Source organism: Flavobacterium sp. AK-345, assembly GCF_058310175.1.
Genome location: NZ_JBZEER010000018.1, coordinates 35,438 through 54,091 on the forward strand (window position 1 = coordinate 35,438; position 18,654 = coordinate 54,091).

The window sequence follows — 18,654 nt, forward strand, 5'->3', positions numbered from 1 at the left end:
TCTCGTTGCGGAGTTACTTGCGGAGATTTCTCCTCCGTCGAAATGACAATACTTTGTCGACTTAAAGATTATTGACAATCCAAAAACCTGAAACTAAAAAAACCTGAAACCTGAAACTAAAAAAACTAAAAGAATGGAATTGACAAGACTTATAGTAAAAGGAGGCGTTATTTCGCCGGGAGAATTGCGGGAAGTGGTTAATATTGCTATGGATCAGGGTTTAGATTCGATTTCCTTCGGTTCCCGACAAGATATTATTTTCCCGAAAGGGTTAAAATCTTCAGATAAAGAAAAATTGGGTAAGCATCATTTTGTTTTTCCCGATCAAACAAGCGGTAATAATATTGTTTCTTCCTATGTTTCTACTGATATATTCAGGAATACAAACTGGCTTACCGGCAATATGTTTTTATATATTTTAGAACAATTTAAGGAACAGCCCAAATTAAAAGTAAACATCACAGATCCTAAACAACAGCTGGTTCCGTTGTTCACCGGTCATCTTAATTTTATTGCTTCAGAGCATGAAGATTATTGGTTTTTATATATTCGTTTACCAAAATGGGAACGCATGGAAGTTTATCCCGTATTGATTTACAGTTGGGATATTGCAAAATTCTATTATGAAATCGAGAAAATCGTAAGCGAAGAATCATACGGAATTGATATGATTTTTAGTTTGGTTAGTGAAATTTTAGACACCAACAACAGAACAATTGACAAACCTTTAAATGTTCCGTTTTATCCTTTTCCGTATTATGAAGGCATGAACCGAATGGGAATTGATCAATATTGGCTGGGTTTATATTGGAGAAATAATTTATACGATCTGGATTTCCTGAAAGAAATGTGTGATTTGTGTTTTGACTGCAAAATTGGAAAAATCTGCATCACGCCCTGGAAATCATTTATTATAAAAGGAATTCCGAAAGACCGAAAACTGGAATGGGAAAAATTCCTGGGTAAAAAAGGAATTAATGTTCGTCATTCTTTACTGGAACTGAACTGGCACTTGCCTGTTGCCATGGAATGGGCTTTGAATCTTAAAACATTTTTAGTTCGTACGTTAGATCAATTTGATATTAGTACTTATGGATTAACCTTTGGAATATCAGAATACAATCGCGATGGCCATTATTTTACTTCGGTTGTAGTCGAAAAAAATGATTTGCCAAAAGATTTAGAATCCATAAAAATCAGAGATACTTATAATGTTTTGTTTGCAAAGAATTTCGATCCAAATACCAGAGAATATATCGTGCATTCTCAAGATATTGACAAACTTGAATTGCCCACAATTTTAATTGAATTGAGCCGAAAATATTTCGATGAACTCGGAAATTCTACTTCTGAAATAGCCGAAAATCCTCAGAAAAAGGAGAAAGCACAATTGGATATTTATCAGTGCCAGGAATGCCTAACACTTTATAAATCAGAATACGGAGACGAAAGCCAAAATATTCCAAAAGGCATTTTATTTACTGATTTGCCAGAAAGCTATTGCTGCTCACTTTGTGAAGCTCCAAAGAGTAATTTCAGGATTTTAGAAATTGTAGAAAATTAAAGGCAAGATCTTTAACTAAAGCAATTATAATAAACGACTTATAAAAATCTTAACATTCTTGTATTTAATTATTGCTTAAATTTAACTAGCTAAGAATTTATCTTTTGATGAATAACAACTTCATTTATCTTAGTGAAATCAATTTACTCAACTAAAAATACCATTATGATAAAAAGAACACCAAGAACATCAGCCGTAAAAAACACAGATATTCCTGCCGAAGAACCAATAGCGCCAATTACAGAAAGCATTCCGGAAACGGATAAACCTCTTATAAAAACACCTGTTAAGAGAGCGCCGAGAACCGCAACAAAAGCACCTGCAACAACAGCAAAAACACCTGTAAAACCAGCTTCTGCAAATACTCCAAAAGCAATTATAAAAAGAACGACGGGATCAACTGCAAAGACAGGAACAATAACTCCTGAAATTATAGAAATCTCTACGATTGATAAAAAAACTGACGAACAGCAGCCAATAGAAAATCAAGAAGTAACCGTTTTTAAGAGTATAAAAGATAAGTTGAAAGATGCTAAAAACAAGCAAAAAGAGAAAAAAGAGAAAGCAAAAAGAAGAGAAAAAGAGATTAAAGCAGTTATAAAAAAGCTGGAAAAAGAAAAGAAAGCAAAGCTAAAAGCTGAAACTAAAAAGAAAGAAAAAGCAAAAAAAGAGAAAGAAAAAGCTAAGGCGAAACTAAAAAAGCTTGCAAAAAAGAAAGATAGTAAAGCGAAATCGAAGAAGAAAAAATAAGAATAGAAAGGTTTGACTTTATATGGAGTTGAGCCTTTTTTTGTTTTAAACGTCTAATTTGTCATTTCGGGGAACGAGAAATCACACAAGAAGCTTCGCAATCAAAATCGCCAATCTTTGTAGAGTTACGAGTTACGAGTGTGATTTCTCGTTCCTCGAAATGACAATGCACTCGCGAAGTCGAAGGAATCATCCCCCAATTGCAATCATACTGCGATTATCAAAATGCAAAGAAGGATCATCCATTTCTTCAATCGTAACCATCCCGGCTCTGACTTTCTTTTTATTTTTAATCGATACGGAAATTAAGTTTTCGATAGATTCACCGTTTCTAAAAGGTGTCAGCAAATCAGTTTCTGAATTAGAAAAAAGACAATTTTTAATTTTCCCGTTTGCCGTAAGGCGGATTCTGTTGCAGCCATCACAAAACGGATTTGTAATAGAACTTATAATTCCGAAATCACCCAGAAAACCTTTTATTCTGTATGTTCTCGCTGTAAAGTTTTTTTCGTCTTCTAATTTCTGAATTTCTTCAGATAAAAAAACACTTTCTACCTGAGATAAAATCTCATTTTGAGAAACCATTTTACTTCTGTCCCACTCGTTTCCGGCAAAAGGCATAAATTCTATAAACCGAATTGATATTGGTAAAAACTGGGTTAATTTAATAAAATCTATAATTTCATTATCATTAAAACCTTTCATTAAAACTACATTAACTTTTACCGTAAAATCATGATTTAAAAGCAAATGCAAATTACTAATTACTTTTTCAAACTGATCTCTAAGTGTTACAGAATGAAATTTTGATGGAACCAAAGTATCCAGACTCAAATTGATCTTTTTGATGTTAGCCTGCTTTAAAGCGTCAATATGGCGATCAATTAAGATTCCGTTTGTGGTAATCGAAAGCGACGTTTTTAAAGTTGATAATTTCGAAATAATCTCCGGAAAATCTTTTCTTAACAAAGGTTCACCGCCAGTTAATCTGATTTTATCAACACCATTTTCTACGAAAGTCTGGGCTAAAGCAAAAATCTCTTCGGCAGTCATTAAACTGGCTTTTGGAGACAATGCGATCCCATCAGCAGGCATGCAATACGTACAACGCAAATTGCATTTCTCCAGCAACGAAATACGCAAATAATTGTGTTTTCGCCCAAAATCATCCGTTAAAATGGCTTTAGAGGGTGTCATGATTTTTTCCTTTTAAAATATGAAAAACGTGCATTACATGCGGAAAAACAGAGTCCATTGATTCTCTGGCTCCGTTTGTTGATCCCGGCAAAGCCAAAACCAAACTTTTTCCTAATGTTCCTGCAACTGTTCTTGATAACATTGCGTATGGCATTCTTTGTTGTCCGTAATCGCGAATTGCTTCTTCAATTCCCGGAATTCTGCTTTCCAGTAATGGCGACAATGCTTCGGGAGTTACGTCTCTTGGTGATAATCCGGTTCCTCCGGTAAAAATCACTAACTGATTTTCTTCGGCGAAAGCCTTTGTTCTTTCCTGAATAATATCAATTTCATCAGGAATAATTTCATAATGTGTTGTCTCAACTCCGTAAGAAGTTAATTTTTCAACAATAATTTTTCCGGAACGATCTTCTTTTTCGCCGGCAAAAATCGAATCGGAACAAACAAAAACTGCCGCTTTTATTGCGTTTGGAAATTTATTTTTAAAAGAAGATTTTCCGCCTTCTTTATTCACTAATTTGATAGTCGAAATTTCAATCTCTTTATCAATTGGTTTCAACATATCGTACATCGTCAGCGCCACAATAGACGCGCCGTGCATCGCCTCGACCTCAACTCCGGTTTTGTAAACGGTTTTTACATTGAAGATAATCTGAATTGTTAAACCTTCAATTTTATATGCTACCGAAGTAAATTCGATTGGAATCGGGTGACAATCCGGAATCGACAAATGCGTGTTTTTTACAGCAAATAATCCTGCTGTTTTTGCCATTTCCAGCACATTTCCTTTCGGAACCAAATTATTCACCACAGCATCAATTGTTTCCTGTTTGCTAACTTTTACAATTGCTGTGGCTGTTGCAGCTCTTAACGTGCTTATTTTATGCGTAATATCTACCATTATATTTTGTTAGGTATTTTGTTTCCAGGTGAATGTATCGTTTTCAAACATTTCTTTACCAAAAATGGGCACATCGGTTTTTATCCAGTTTACAATAGCTTCCGTCGCTTCATAAACCTGTTTGCGTCGCGTTGCCGAAACAAAAACGAATAAACAAATTTCGCCCGCTTTTACCACACCTAAACTGTGATAAATATGCATACAGGTCAAATCGAATTTCGCAAATGCCTTTTCTCGAATCGCGTGTAAAGCTTCATTAGCCATATCGGTATAAGCCGAATAATCGATCGCTACAACGGTATTGTCGTGAATCACATCGGCACGAACCTGACCCAGAAAAATATTGTGCGCACCAATGGTATGTTTCGATTGATGTTTTGCGATAGATTCTGCTATAAATTCAGGAGCAATTGGTCCTTCTACAAATACATTTTTACTCATTTTTTTTTATTTTTTTGCCACTGATTATTATAAAATAGATTGCGAGTTGGCCCACAGATTTACACAGATTTTAACTGATTTTTTTTAAGACCCGAGCGATATCGAACAGGCAAAGCAATTACACGAATTTAAAATTAAAAATCTGTGTTCAATCTGTTTAATCCGTTGAATCTGTGTGCTATCCTTTATAAGCTTAGTTTCTCTTCTTTCAATAATTGTTTCATTGCTAAAGCTCCTCCGGCAATACTTTTTACATTTTTGAATTCTTTTTTCTGAAGCAATTCAACTGCTATTTTACTTCTGATTCCGGATTGGCAATAAACATAAATCGTTTGATTTTTATCCAGTTTTTTAAATTCGTTTTCTAAATTCATTAACGGAATCCGTATACCATTTTTGAAATTAATTTTCGGAACCTCATCTTCATTTCTAACATCCAGAAAAAGAACTTCGTGATTATCAATTTCATTTAAAATTGCTGACGCAGAAATTTCTTCAACCTGATTTTCAACTTCTTTATACTTTTCTTCAAAAGCTTCTTTATTCATTGCAAAATTTGTGCTCTTTTCAAAGTCATACTTTTGTTGATCGTTATTTAAAATATTATAAACTAACACCTTACCATTCATTACTTCTCCAATTTCCAGAATCATTTTGATCACTTCATTTGCTTGAAGCATTCCAATAATTCCAACAGAAATTCCGATAACTCCGGCATCTTCACAATTTAACGATTGAGTGTTTTCATCCGGAAACAAACATCTGTAAGTTGGTCCGTTTTGATAATTAAATACTGAAACCTGTCCCTGAAATCTGAAAATAGAACCGTAAACCATTGGTTTATCTGTAACTAAACAAGCATCGTTTATCAAATATTTGATCTCGATATTATCAGTTGCATCAACAATAATATCATATTTTTCAAATAATGAAATCGCATTTTTGCCAGACAATTTCTCAGAAATCGCATTTACTTTTATTAATGGATTCAATTCAGAAATCATCAATTTGGATTCATCGACTTTGTATTTTCCAACAGCCGAACTTTTGTAAATTACCTGACGATGCAAATTTGAAATTTCGATAACATCATCATCTACAATTCCGATTTCGCCAACGCCTGCCGCCGCCAAATAAGGCAATACGGCAGCACCCAAGCCACCCGCACCAATTACCAAAACTTTAGATTTTGATAATTTATACTGCCCAACTTCTCCAATTTCCGGAAGAATAATTTGTCTGTTATAGCGTTCAGATGTATTCATAAATTTTGTTTTATCCTCCTGCAAACGGAGGTAATAAAGCTACTACATCACTTGTTTTTAAAGTAAAATCTGTTGCTTTTGGTACTATTTTCTGGTTTACTGCTACGCTAAATGACAGTGAGTTAAATTGATATTTTTCTTCTAAATCCAGCAGTAATTCCTGCAATGAAATTTCAGAAGAAACTATCTTTTCAAACTCGCATTTGGTTTTTTCAGCGACAGCTCCAAAATATTTAATCTCAATCATTTTTATAAATTTAAATTCTGAAAAATAAATTCGTCATCAAAATGCTCCTGAAAATAAGAAGTTAATTTTGATGTATTTTTCACTACTTCACCAATGACAATAATGGCCGGTGAAGAAATTTTATTTTCTGATACCAATTTAGCAATTGAACTGATAGTTCCAACTACTTTTTGTTCAGTATTTTTTGTTCCGTTTTGGATAATGGCAATTGGCAAATCATCCGTTCTGTTTTCTTTATAAATAGAAATAATTTCTTCTAATTTATGCATTCCCATCAAAATAACTACGGTCGCAGCCGATTTTGAAGCCAAATGAATGTCTTTAGACAATTTATGATTTGAAGTTGTTCCGGTAATTACCCAAAAACTTTCGGCAATCTGGCGTTGTGTTAAACTAATTCCAACCGAAGCCGGAACGCCCAAAGCAGATGAAATTCCGGGAACAATGGCTGTTTCCAGACCAAATTTTTCTACATATTCAATTTCTTCACTTCCTCTTCCAAAAATAAAAGGATCGCCGCCTTTTAAGCGAACAACATGACCATAACGATTGGCCATTGACACAATCAATTCGTTAATCTGGTCCTGCGTGTAAGCATGACATCCCAAACGTTTGCCTACAAAAACAATTTCTGCTTTTGTCGCATATTGCAATAATTCTTCGTTTACCAGTGCGTCATACAAAACCACATCGGCATTTTCTAAGGCTTTAATTGCTTTTAAAGTAATCAATTCAGCGTCACCGGGACCTGCGCCTACAATCGTTAATTTTGGTGTTTTTGAATTTCGCATAACTTTTAACTTAAATTGATATTCAGATCGTTTAATTCGTCTGCCGAATTAATATTAGTTAAATGAAAGTTTTCACTTTCGTCAATTTTGATAATCTGATGCGGAACATTCGCTATTAGATTCATCATTTTTAAATCGTCGTTATCAATTGCGCTTTTGATAACAGGTAATACTTTCTTTGAATAAATTCCGATTAACGGATGCATTCTGCTCTCTGAAGCAAAAACCGAAATTTCGGCTTCCTCATTTTGTTTTGAAATTAATTCCGACAATAATTCGGTTGAAATTAATGGAATATCACAACTTAAAATTAAATTAAATTCAGATTCAGAATTCGATAGTGCTGTGTAAATTCCTCCCAACGGACCTTTATCTGTCACAATATCCGGTATTTTTGTATACGGCAAATAATCGTATTCTTTTGTATTTGTAATTAACGTAATATTATCTGTAATAGGCAAAATTGCCTGAATTATATGTTCTATAAACGGTTTATTCTGAAACAAAACCAATCCTTTCTCCGACTGCATTCGAGAACTTTTTCCTCCGCAAAGAATAAAAACTTTTAATGTTTTCATGGCTTTTTTTGTTTCAGGTTATTTTTGTTTCAGGTTTCAGGTTTTGCCAATCTTTGTCCCGACGGTTGAAACCGGCGGCTATGTTTATATAACATTTCTTTCATCTGCTTTTAACATTGCCCGAGGTTTCAACCTCGGGAAGCATATGGTTTTTCAGACATAGCCCGCGGTTTCAACCGTGGGGTCCGTTATGTGTATTTACATTCAATTTTCAATTTTACGGAAAAATCAATTTTATGCTTGCCATTAAAATTACTGCTCCCAAAACCATTTTTAATGTTCTGTTTGAAAATTTACCACTTCCGTAAAATCCACCCAAAATTCCTCCTACAACTGCAATTGGAACTAAATAAAAACTCTCCATCGGAACTGTTTTTCCTCCTAGAAAGAAACCCAGCATTCCTGCAAATGAATTCACAAAAATGAATAAACTCGAAATAGCTGCCGATTCTTTTACAGATGCCCATCCTAAAAATAATAAAATCGGACTCAGGATAATTCCTCCGCCAATTCCTAACATTCCGGATAATAAACCAATTGCAAAACCTATTGCTAGTGCAAAAGGTAATTTTATTTCCACCGCTTCTTTTTCTTTAAAATTAAAAATACCAAACAATCTAAGTGCTGCAAAAACTAATACAATTCCTAAAATGATCTTATAAATTGTATTATCTAAAGTTACAAAACCACCAATAAATGCGGCCGGAACTGAAGCTATTGCAAAAGGATAAAAAAGTTTTGGTTTGAAATAATTCATTCTGTAATAAAAGAAAAATGAAATACTCGAAACAAACAAGTTCAACAGCAATGCCGAAGGTTTCATAATTGCCACCGGAAAAGCAAAAATCGTCATCAAAGCCAAATATCCCGATGCACCGCCATGCCCAACACTAGAGTATAAAAAGGCAATCACGATTAAAGCAAAGCTGAACAGAAGAATATTTTCGGAACTAAGGAGATTCATTTATATTATGTTTCAGGTTTATTTTTGTTTCAAGTTTCAAGTTTGATATGTTTTATTTTACATACCGCATTTTACAATTCATATTCAATTATCTTATTTTCAAATTATCTCAATTATCTAATTCTAATTTATTGGCAGCAAAGTCACCTGTTCATCTTTTTTTAGCGATTCTTTGTCATGCGGCACAATCAATAAACTATTAGCTATAGCAAAGGTATTTAACATTGCTGAACTTTGTCCTTCCAAAATTGTTACATTGGTTTCATCATAAAGCGCTTTTAGAAATAATGTTTTTCCGGTTGTATTTATAAAATCTGTATTCAATTTTCGCACCAATTTTGGTAAATGAATGTCCGAAAATCCCATTCTGTTTTTAATTGCCGGATATACATAAATATAAAAATTAGTTAGCGATGAAGCGGGATTCCCTGGCAAAGCAAATACTAATGTTTCATTTTTTGAACCAAAAAACATTGGCTTTCCGGGTTTTTGATTAATTTTATAAAATAGCTCTTGTACTGCATTCTCTAATAATGCTTCTTTTACAAAATCATAATCTCCAACAGAAATTCCACCGGAAATTAAAACAATATCAAATTTTGGAAGAATATTTTTTAAGGCTTTTTTCGTTGCTTTAAGATTATCTTTTACCTTAAAACTTTTTACTTTTTTAATTCCGATAGTCTGAAGAGCTGCCTGCAACATTACCGAATTACTTTCGTAAATTTTTCCTTTTGGCAATTCCTTACCTGCTTTTACCAATTCATTACCTGTTACTAAAATAGCAACTTTAGGTTTTTTATAGACTTCAATTTCTGTAATTCCCAAACAGGCTAAAAAACCAATTGCAGCTGGGGTAATCAAAGTATTGGCTTCAAAAACAACATCTTCTTTTACTATTTGTTCTCCTTTTGCCCTAACATTTGTAAATTGTTTAGGCATTTTGGTAATCAAAATTGAGTTTTCGTTTGCCATAACATCTTCCTGCATTACAACGGTGTCAGCGTTTTTAGGAACAAAAGCTCCGGTAAAAATACGTACGGCTTCGTTTTCTTTTAATTTTATATCAGCATGATCTCCTGCCTGCGAAATACCAATTACATCATATTGATGTTTTTCGCTGTGAATAAAAGCGTAACCATCCATTGCAGATTGTCGAAAAGGCGGCATATTGATTGGCGAATAAATCGTTTCAGCCAAAATATATCCTAATGCCTTCTGCATTGAAATTTTTTGAACTGGCATTGTACTGCTGTTCTCTGCAATAATTGATAAGGCTTGTTCGACTTGAATCATGGCTGCTATTTTATAGACAAGCAAAATACTTATTGCAAATATAAGTATTTTTACTTAGTTTTATTAATTAATAATCTAAAATTTAAAAAGATTATAAATTTAAGCTTAATTCTTCTAATTCTTTTAGAAAAACCAATCAAATAGCTTGCACCTGTTTATTTAAATAATGAAACCCCAAATTACTTCTTTTGGAAATTTCCTTTTGGCAGATAATACAACCAGGAAAATCCAATAAAAAATAAAATCGCAGATGCTATAAAAGCTGGTAACAGGATCTCTTTATTATTTTCTAATGCGTTGTTTAAAGATGCATATAACAACCAAATCTGAATGCTGACATTTAAAATTAAAATAAAAATAAGTGTCGAAAGTATGTTATTCAGCTTATTGGGATTTACACGATTCTGGCTTCTTCTAAAAGTACTCATGATAATTTGTTTTTAGTTGACATTAACTTTCTTTTTCCTGAATCGTTGCTTTTACATAAACAGCATTTTCTTTAAAAAATACTTCTAGTTGTGGCAAAGCTCTTGGCGGTGGCCCTGCAATTACATCGCCTGTCATGGCATCAAATGATCCTTCGTGGCACGGACAATGTATAATTCCGGTTCCGGGTTTATAAAAAACAGAACAGGATAAGTGCGTGCATTTTTGTTCGTAAGCTCTAAAATCGCCACTTTCAAGATGTATCAAAATATACGGAATTGTGCTTCCTTCGATTACAAAACCTCTTGTTCCTCCTACCGGAATTTCGTTCTTATCACAAATAAAATGTTCGCCCTGCACGCTTTCTTTTGGCAATAAATAAGCTTTGGCCGCTACAAATCCGCTTCCGATCATTAATCCTCCAGAAACAAAAGTGAGGAACTTGGCAAAATCCCGTCGGCTTACTTGTGTTGATTCCTGCTTTTGTATTGGGAAATCTTTTTTCCAGTTTTGATTTAAATTATCTTCTTTTGACATGGATTTAGATTTTAATATATTCTTAATTCATTACTGCCTTTTGGCATCATAATATTTACTTTGGTTTTTACGGTTTCCTGTCCAAAAATGAAAGTATTAATTGGCGTACTATTAGGTCTCATTTCTTCAATTTGTTCTCTTGTACCGTAAAATAATGCTCCACTTGGACAAACTGTGGCGCACATTGGCTTTTTACCAACGCTTGTTCTGTCGTAACACATGGTGCATTTCATCATTAAATCGTATTCTTCCATTTTTTTAGGAACACCAAACGGACATGCCATAACACAATTCGAACAGCCAATACATCTTTCGGTATTTGCTGTGTGGACAACACCAAATTCATCTTGCGAAATAGCATCAGCGGGACAAACATTGGCGCAAACAGGATCTTCACAATGCATACAAACCTGCACTGTTGTTTGAATTGTTGAGGAACGCTCGACATAATTCACGCTAATTAGTGATTCCTGACCGTTTGTTTCACATTCTGCACAAGCCATTTCACAGGCTTTACAGCCAATACAGCGCTGCAGATCTACAAAAAACTCTTCATTTCTATTAAAATTAGTCAAGTTCATATTGTTATTTTTATAGATTAAACACTTGCATAAGCTTCTGATTCTTTAGATGGCGGTGCTATTTCCTTCAAAGGATCTAACAAACAGGCACAAACTTTAAACTCAGGTATTTTAGAAATTGGATCTAATGTTCCCGGCGTTAACTGATTAGCTGATTTCGCACCCGGCCAGTGATACGGTATAAAAACAGTATCTTTTCGAATTGTTTCTACAATATTGGCGGGAAAAATCCCTTCTCCTCTTCTTGTTGCAACTCGCACTAATTCTCTTTGTTTTATGCCATATTTTGCTGCCAATTCGGGATGAATTTCCAGCATTGGTTCCGGAAACTGATCTACTAATTTTCCTATTCTACGGGTTTGTGTTCCGCTTAAATATTGCGAAACCACACGACCTGTTGTCAAGGTTATAGGATATTCTTCATCTGTAACTTCACCAGGAAGCTTGTATGGCGCAGGATTAAAATGTGCTTTCCCATCTGGAGTTTTAAACTTTTTATCTTCCCATAATCTTGGAGTTCCCGGATGATCATCTGTAGGACAAGGCCAAAAAACGCCCATATTGTCTTCTACTTTTTTATAGGATATTCCAAAATAATCTGCTGTTCCGCCTTTTGAAGCAACACGCAATTCATTAAATATTGCTTCGCTATCATTGTATGTAAATTTATCTTCTTCACCCAATCGTTTGGCTATTTCTAATAATATCGAAGTATCTGTTCTGGCTTCTCCGGGAGGTGTAACAGCCTGACGAATTCTAATTACCCGACCTTCTGCAGATGTTGTTGTTCCTTCTTCTTCTTCCTGTAAAGATCCTGCTAAAACAATATCTGCATGGCGGGCGGTTTCGTTTAAGAAGAAATCAATACAAACATAAAACTCTAGTTTTTCGAGAGCAGATCTTACATAATTGTTATTTGGCAAAGACACCAATGGATTAAAACAAATCGATATTAATCCTTTGATTTCATCTCTGTGAATGGCTTCTATAATTTCATAAGCGGTCAGGCCTTTGCCGGGCATATCTTTTTCATCAATTCCCCAAACCTCAGAGATATATTTTCTGTGTTCCGGATTTTCGATATCACGATTTCCTGGCAATTGATCACATTTATGTCCGTGTTCTCTTCCTCCTTGTCCGTTTCCTTGTCCTGTTATGGTTCCGTAGCCACAATAAGGCCTGCCAATTCTTCCAGTGGCAAGAACCAGATTGATACATCCTAAAACATTATCAACTCCTTTTGAGTGATGTTCGATTCCTCGTGCATGCAATAAAAAACTGGTTTTGGCTTTGCCCCATAATTCTGCAGCTTCTTGTATTTTATATTTATCGATTCCCGTAATTTCTTCTGCCCATTCTAAGGTATAGTCTTTTACAGCATCAATTGTTTCCTGAAAACCTGATGTATAATTATCAATAAAATCATGATCTAGCATATCGTGATCTACCAGATATTTTAGCATTGCACCGTACAAAGCAGAATCTGTTCCGGGTTTTACATCCAAATGAACATCGGCAGTTCTGGCTAACGGAATCATTCTTGGATCTATAACAATCAATTTTGCCCCGCGATCTCTGGATTTCCAGATCCAATGGGTTAACGTTGGGAAAGTCTCGCTGATATTGGCTCCGGCAACAATAATTACTTCTGCATATTCTAAATCAGAATAGTTGTTTGAGGCACGATCAAGTCCAAAAGCTTTTTTATTTCCTGCTCCGGCACTTACCATGCAAAGCCTTCCGTTATAATCCAGGTTTCTGGTTTTTAAGGCGACACGGGCAAATTTTCCAACCAAATAACTTTTTTCATTGGTTAATGATACTCCGGATAACATCGAAAAAGCATGTTTACCGTATTTTTCCTGAATTCTTTTTATTTCAGAGACGGTTTTATCCATCGCTTCATCCCAGGTTGTTTTCTCGAAACCTTTTCCTTCTACTCTTTTTATTGGATGCAAAAGACGGTCAGGATGATTATTTTGCAAATAGCGCTGAACTCCTTTTGGACATAAACGACCTTCGTTAAAAGGAAATTCCATCCAGGGTTCAAAACCTACTACTTTATTATCTTTTACTGATAATTGAATACCACATTGCATTCCGCAAAAGCAACAATGTGTTTTTACCAATTTATCTGGTTCATCTCTACCTTCGTAACCATCTTTTGGTGCATAATTTAAATGCGGACCAAAATCTTCAATAATCTTTTCAGTTGATACAGGTAATTTTGCCATGTCTTTTTATTTTTGTTTTGTTTCAGGTTTATTTTTTTGTTTCAAGTTTTTTTGTTTCAAGTTTCAAGTTCACACTTTGTGTAGACTTTAGTTTATAGACAAGCTATAGTAAACTGAAACTTGAAACCTGAAACAAAAAAAACTAAACTTGAAACCTGAAACTCTCTATTTTATCCAAATAAGCTTCCGCCGCTTTCTAATCTTGCTTTTAAGTGTGCTTGCGCCAATCTTGATCTTTTTCCTTCGGGACTTAAATCGAGATGTGATGTTCCGTCTTCATGTGTGAAATCAAAACCTAATTGTTTGGTTACAATTTTTAAATCGTCAATATGAAGTTGTGTTGCAAATTCTTCTCCGGTATGGGGACAAACTACCATTCCTTTTTTTATTCCTTCTTTTTTATAAATATGCGCCCCAATTTGTCCCGGACGCTGAATGATGTGAAAGAATTTTCCAAATGGTATCCATATCAAAAACATAATTACTGTTACGGCATGAATTACGGCCAGAAAATCATATGCAAATCCTTTCATGAACTGATACGAATAAGTAAGGCATAATCCGGTTACGGAAATCGCTATTAATAAAATCAATGGCAATAAATCTCCTTCAAAAGATTGGGTTGCAATTAATCCCGGATTTGTCAATCGTCTTCTTAAGTAATACACAGATCCAATTATAACCAGCCAGGAAGACCAGTTAAGAGCGTGAAAAATTAGAAATGCGAGAAAAGACCCTATCGTAAAATCCATTATTTTGAAACCAAAAAAATGGGCTTCGTAAATAGAAATAGAATTAGGCGCCAATGTAAAATGAATCCATCCAAATGTTAGCGGTATTGTGATTGCAAAAGCTGACATGCAGCCCAAAGCGATACAAAAATGGGCTAACCATCGGTATTTACTTCTTGGATAAATAAATTTTTGAACTACAATGTTCTCAACAGATTCTTTTCCTAAAAACCATACATGTTCAAAGATTTTTCCAGTAAATAAAAACTGGAAACTTCGTTTGAAATACATCCATGTAGGCGGACGCTGCAACCATACTGTATAACGATATACGATTCCGAAGAAAGCGAATACAGTTCCGAATAAATACGTAATTAATGCAGCGTCAAAATTTTGTAATTCTCTGGATCCGTAAAAAACTAATACAATAGTCAATACAGAAACCAGAGTTGCTATAAGTAAAGCTTTGGTATTAAATGTTTTATTTTTCATCCTTAATTAAATTTAATGATTACTTATTTAACTTGGTTTCTCGCAATTTTTACGATTGTAAAACCACCAATTGATTCCTGTAGCTAAGACAGTAAAAACAGCAACTCCTATAAAAAATTGATTTACAGTTCCATTTGCAGATAAATTATTACCTATTAATTTAGAAAATATAAACGGTCCAAATGCTGCGATTGCTGCAGTCCAACCAATAACTCCGGCTGCCTGGCGCTGGTTTTCTGCAAAAATAATTGGGTATTGTCTAAATGTTCCCGCGTTTCCAATTCCTGTAAAGAAGAACATTCCTAAAATTACGGCAACAAAAAGAGGAAATTGTTCCATGCTTGTTGGTGCTACTAATCCTTCGGTAACCAGAATAATCGATCCAGCTAAAATTCCCAAACCAGTAATTGTCGTTAATATCGCGCCTCCTACTTTATCGGCTACAAAACCAAATGCAATTCTGCTTGCTGAACCAATAAGTGGTCCGTAAAAAGCATAAACTAAAGGATCCGGAGCATTTGGAAAATCTCCATATAAAAATTTAATCATTAAAGGAAAAGCTGCCGATAAACCTGCAAATGTTCCAAAAGTCATAACATATGTTATAGTACAATACCATGTATGTTTATTAGAGAAAATATCCATCTGTTCCTTTACAGATGCTTTCATCGGAATACTTCTAAGATAAAACCAACTTACAATTGATAGTATTATTAAAAATGGAATGTACCAAAAGGCTGCCGATTGCAGATAGATTTCTTTGTTATTAACCGCAGTATTATTTGGGCTGATATCATTTAATATTTTTTCAGCCATCTTTGGGTTTGCATTGGCTATCGCTTTTGCTTTTGCTTTTAAAGGCAATGAAGTAAAAAGATCCACTTTATCCTCTGATTTGATAGCTGTACTTACAGAGTCAATAATTGTTTTCTTTACGTTTGTCAATATTCTCGCCTGTACATCTGGATCCAGGGCTACAAAAACCTCATGTTGTTTTTGAGTACTGGCATTTTGAAAAACAACTATTGCTTCTTTATGATCAATGCTTGTAAATTGTGATGCGGCACCAAAAATACTGACACTTATTATAAGGGGAGTAACAAATTGTGCTACTGATACTCCAAAATTTCCTATCCCGGCTTGTATTCCAAGTGCTGTTCCTTTAAGTCTTTTAGGAAAAAATAAGCTTGTACTTGGCATATACGAAGAGAAATCTCCACCACCAAAACCTGTAGTAAAAGCTAAAAGTGCAAATACCCAAAAAGGAGTATTGACATCCATTACTGCAAAACCAATTCCGATTACCGGAATTAATTTAATGGCAGTTGCAAAAGAAACCACATGTCGTGTTCCGAATATTGGTAAAATAAAAGTGTGAATGATTCTTAAAAAACCTGCAGCCAAACCAGGAATTGCTGTTAACCAAAAAAGCTGATCTTTTGTGAAACGAAACCCTAATCCTGGTAATTTTACGGCGATAACACTCATCATAAACCAGGAGGCAAATGATAATATTAAAGTTAGTGTTGTTATTGTTAAAGTTCTCCAGGCAATTTTGCTTCCGTTAGAGTTCCAAAACGTATCATCTTCAGGTTCCCATTTGTCTAACCAAGTTTTCATATTTATTCTTATTTAATTTTAATGATTGTGTTCTATATCTCTGGTAAAATTTGGTGATTTTGTTCTCATCACATTGATGATTGTTCGGTGCATCCACAGTAGACAAAGAACGGATACGACGAAAATAAAAATCCAGGAACTCGTCCAGAGTCCGGTATAATTTAGGAGATAACCAAAAATAATTGGTCCGACAAAACCACCCAGACCGCCTATTAATCCTACCATTCCTCCCACTACACCAACTTCGTTAGGAAAATATTCGGGAATATGTTTGTAAACGGCGGCTTTTCCTATTCCCCACGAAATCCCTATAAGAATGACCAAAACCAAATAAACCCAAAGATTGGCGCTAAACTTAATTTGTGTAACACCCTGAGCTAATAATTCTTTCTTTTTAACTTCCTGATTTTGTTGTACAACAATTTCCTGCCATGAATTTTTTACAGGAAAAATTGCCGCATCATCATTATTTGAAATTTGCTTTTCATTAATTTTATGTGTTTTTCCGTTTACGGTAATTTCATTGGCAGAAATGGCTGTGACAACACCATTTGCAGAAGACAAAACTCCGGGACCTGCTGTGAAAATTTCCATTTTTGGAAACATCAATAAAAAACTAATTACTATTGATGAACCTAATACCCAGTACATTACTTTTCGGGCACCAAATTTGTCTGATAAATAGCCGCCAAAGGCTCTTATAATTCCGGAAGGCAAACTAAACATCGTAGCAAACATTCCGCCCATTACCAATGTTGTATGATACACATTCATAAAATTGGGAAGCAGCCATTGTGAATACGCCACAAAAAATCCAAAGACTAAAAAATAATAAGCTCCAAAACGCCAAACCCGAATGTTTTTAAGAGGAGACATCAACTCATTCATTGTTTTTGAAACACCCTGATTGGTTTTATTTTTGGCAAAAACAACAAACAATATTCCTATAATAACCAATGTTACTGCATAAATAACAGGTAACATTTTCCATCCGTTAACGGGATCTTTTTCTGATAAATGATTTAATAAGGTTGGAGCAATAAAAGTAGTAATGGCCGCACCGGCATTTCCCATCCCGAAAATACCCAAGGCTCTTCCCTGCCATTCTTTTGGATACCAAATTGAGGTATAACCAATTCCCACAGCAAAACTTGTTCCCACTAATCCGAAGAAAAAACTTAATACAGCAAAACTCCAGAATGATCCGGCAAAGGGAAGCAGAAATAGCGGAACGGAACAAAGTAGTAATAAAATCGAAAACACAATTTTACCGCCATATTTATCTGTCAAAATGCCAATAGGGAGTCGGAATATTGAACCTGATAAAATCGGAATTCCTAACAGCCAGCCTGTTTCTACCACTGTCCAGTTGAATATTCCTTTGTCTACAAGATAAGTAACCAAAACGCCATTTAGTGTCCAACATGCAAAACATATTGTAAAAGCGAGTGTGTTTAGAAATAAAATTTTGTGAGATTGAGATAGATTACTCATAAAAAGACTATTTATAATATGTATTTAAAAACAAATCGGTTTTTAAGAAAAATGTTTTTTTCTAATATTGAAACACAAAATTGAATAAATAAATTCTGACACAAAATGACATTTGTCATATAGTGAAATCTTGCCCGTTTGTTGGCTTGATTTTAATAGTCAGTATTGAGGAAAAACACTTAATGTGTATTAGGCAGATAAATCCGGTGTAGTAAATAAAAATAAGAAGTGCTTGTATTTTTATATAAATTTAGTAATAAAATTCTATCTAAAATAATTTAATTTTGATTTTTAAAAAACTTAAACTTCTCATATACTAGCAATTACATTTTATTGTAATCTCTAAAACTTCAATTTCTTTTGAGAATGTTTAGTATAATATTATTTGGTATTTAAACTCAAAAAATATTGACTTTTTGGCAAAACTGAATTTTAAAAGAAGATTTTGGACAGTTTACAGAATATTGGAAGTAATGTATGGATTGGTGAAGGAGTAGTAATTTTACCTAATGTTATAATTGGAGAAAATACTATTATTGGTGCTA

Annotated in this window: 18 protein-coding genes and 1 pseudogene; 3 read left to right on the forward strand and 16 right to left on the reverse strand. The window is 34.3% G+C overall.

Annotated elements, in window-relative coordinates; genetic code table 11:
• Positions 1 to 133: 133 nt before the first annotated feature.
• Both AC4FQ3_RS21635 and AC4FQ3_RS21640 read left to right on the forward strand, forming a co-directional pair.
• Positions 134 to 1,564, forward strand: coding sequence for a rubredoxin (locus AC4FQ3_RS21635; protein ID WP_073395183.1), 1,431 nt, complete (start codon positions 134 to 136; stop codon positions 1,562 to 1,564).
• Positions 1,565 to 1,729: 165 nt separating this feature from the next.
• Complete coding sequence (locus tag AC4FQ3_RS21640) at positions 1,730 to 2,314, forward strand: hypothetical protein (protein ID WP_491183254.1); 585 nt, start codon at positions 1,730 to 1,732, stop codon at positions 2,312 to 2,314.
• Between the two features lie 189 nt (positions 2,315 to 2,503).
• Here AC4FQ3_RS21640 and moaA read toward each other — a convergent pair whose 3' ends face one another.
• From moaA to AC4FQ3_RS21720, 16 genes are all read right to left on the reverse strand, one after another.
• Complete coding sequence (moaA, locus tag AC4FQ3_RS21645) at positions 2,504 to 3,511, reverse strand: GTP 3',8-cyclase MoaA (RefSeq protein ID WP_491183255.1); 1,008 nt, start codon at positions 3,509 to 3,511, stop codon at positions 2,504 to 2,506.
• A complete protein-coding gene (gene moaCB, locus AC4FQ3_RS21650; protein ID WP_491183256.1) occupies positions 3,498 to 4,412 on the reverse strand; it encodes a bifunctional molybdenum cofactor biosynthesis protein MoaC/MoaB in 915 nt (304 codons plus the stop codon). The genes moaA and moaCB overlap by 14 nt, the downstream gene beginning before the upstream one ends.
• Before the next feature lie 9 nt (positions 4,413 to 4,421).
• The gene (locus AC4FQ3_RS21655) at positions 4,422 to 4,853 is read right to left on the reverse strand and encodes a molybdenum cofactor biosynthesis protein MoaE (protein ID WP_042563010.1); all 432 of its coding nucleotides are present in this window, start codon (positions 4,851 to 4,853) and stop codon (positions 4,422 to 4,424) included.
• Between the two features lie 185 nt (positions 4,854 to 5,038).
• A complete protein-coding gene (gene moeB / locus AC4FQ3_RS21660; protein ID WP_491183257.1) occupies positions 5,039 to 6,118 on the reverse strand; it encodes a molybdopterin-synthase adenylyltransferase MoeB in 1,080 nt (359 codons plus the stop codon).
• Between the two features lie 10 nt (positions 6,119 to 6,128).
• Positions 6,129 to 6,365 (reverse strand): MoaD/ThiS family protein, encoded by a 237-nt coding sequence (locus tag AC4FQ3_RS21665; protein WP_491183258.1) that lies wholly within the window; start codon positions 6,363 to 6,365, stop codon positions 6,129 to 6,131.
• A 2-nt stretch (positions 6,366 to 6,367) separates the two neighbouring features.
• Entirely contained in the window at positions 6,368 to 7,156 is a 789-nt protein-coding gene (gene cobA / locus AC4FQ3_RS21670) for a uroporphyrinogen-III C-methyltransferase (protein ID WP_042563013.1), read from the reverse strand.
• 5 nt (positions 7,157 to 7,161) lie between these two features.
• A complete protein-coding gene (locus tag AC4FQ3_RS21675) occupies positions 7,162 to 7,734 on the reverse strand; it encodes a molybdenum cofactor guanylyltransferase (protein WP_491183259.1) in 573 nt (190 codons plus the stop codon).
• A 217-nt stretch (positions 7,735 to 7,951) separates the two neighbouring features.
• Entirely contained in the window at positions 7,952 to 8,698 is a 747-nt protein-coding gene (locus AC4FQ3_RS21680; protein ID WP_491183260.1) for a sulfite exporter TauE/SafE family protein, read from the reverse strand.
• A gap of 123 nt (positions 8,699 to 8,821) precedes the next feature.
• On the reverse strand, positions 8,822 to 9,994 hold the full coding sequence (locus AC4FQ3_RS21685; protein WP_491183261.1) for a molybdopterin molybdotransferase MoeA: 1,173 nt from the start codon (positions 9,992 to 9,994) through the stop codon (positions 8,822 to 8,824).
• Positions 9,995 to 10,173: 179 nt separating this feature from the next.
• Positions 10,174 to 10,422 carry a DUF6755 family protein gene (locus tag AC4FQ3_RS21690; protein WP_302096937.1) on the reverse strand — a complete coding sequence of 83 codons (249 nt, stop codon included), beginning with the start codon at positions 10,420 to 10,422 and terminating at the stop codon, positions 10,174 to 10,176.
• Positions 10,423 to 10,444: 22 nt separating this feature from the next.
• Positions 10,445 to 10,957 (reverse strand): QcrA and Rieske domain-containing protein, encoded by a 513-nt coding sequence (locus tag AC4FQ3_RS21695; protein WP_491183262.1) that lies wholly within the window; start codon positions 10,955 to 10,957, stop codon positions 10,445 to 10,447.
• Between the two features lie 11 nt (positions 10,958 to 10,968).
• Positions 10,969 to 11,538, reverse strand: coding sequence for a 4Fe-4S dicluster domain-containing protein (locus AC4FQ3_RS21700; protein WP_073395193.1), 570 nt, complete (start codon positions 11,536 to 11,538; stop codon positions 10,969 to 10,971).
• A 17-nt stretch (positions 11,539 to 11,555) separates the two neighbouring features.
• Positions 11,556 to 13,772, reverse strand: coding sequence for a molybdopterin oxidoreductase family protein (locus tag AC4FQ3_RS21705; RefSeq protein WP_491183263.1), 2,217 nt, complete (start codon positions 13,770 to 13,772; stop codon positions 11,556 to 11,558).
• 170 nt (positions 13,773 to 13,942) lie between these two features.
• The gene (locus AC4FQ3_RS21710; RefSeq protein ID WP_491183264.1) at positions 13,943 to 14,995 is read right to left on the reverse strand and encodes an MFS transporter; all 1,053 of its coding nucleotides are present in this window, start codon (positions 14,993 to 14,995) and stop codon (positions 13,943 to 13,945) included.
• A 27-nt stretch (positions 14,996 to 15,022) separates the two neighbouring features.
• Positions 15,023 to 16,615, reverse strand: a complete 1,593-nt coding sequence (locus AC4FQ3_RS21715) for a magnesium transporter MgtE N-terminal domain-containing protein (protein WP_491183265.1) — start codon at positions 16,613 to 16,615, stop codon at positions 15,023 to 15,025.
• 18 nt (positions 16,616 to 16,633) lie between these two features.
• Positions 16,634 to 18,109, reverse strand: coding sequence for an MFS transporter (locus AC4FQ3_RS21720; RefSeq protein ID WP_491183266.1), 1,476 nt, complete (start codon positions 18,107 to 18,109; stop codon positions 16,634 to 16,636).
• Between the two features lie 445 nt (positions 18,110 to 18,554).
• Here AC4FQ3_RS21720 and AC4FQ3_RS21725 point away from each other — a divergent pair.
• Positions 18,555 to 18,654, forward strand: a pseudogene (locus tag AC4FQ3_RS21725) (hypothetical protein); the annotation flags it as partial.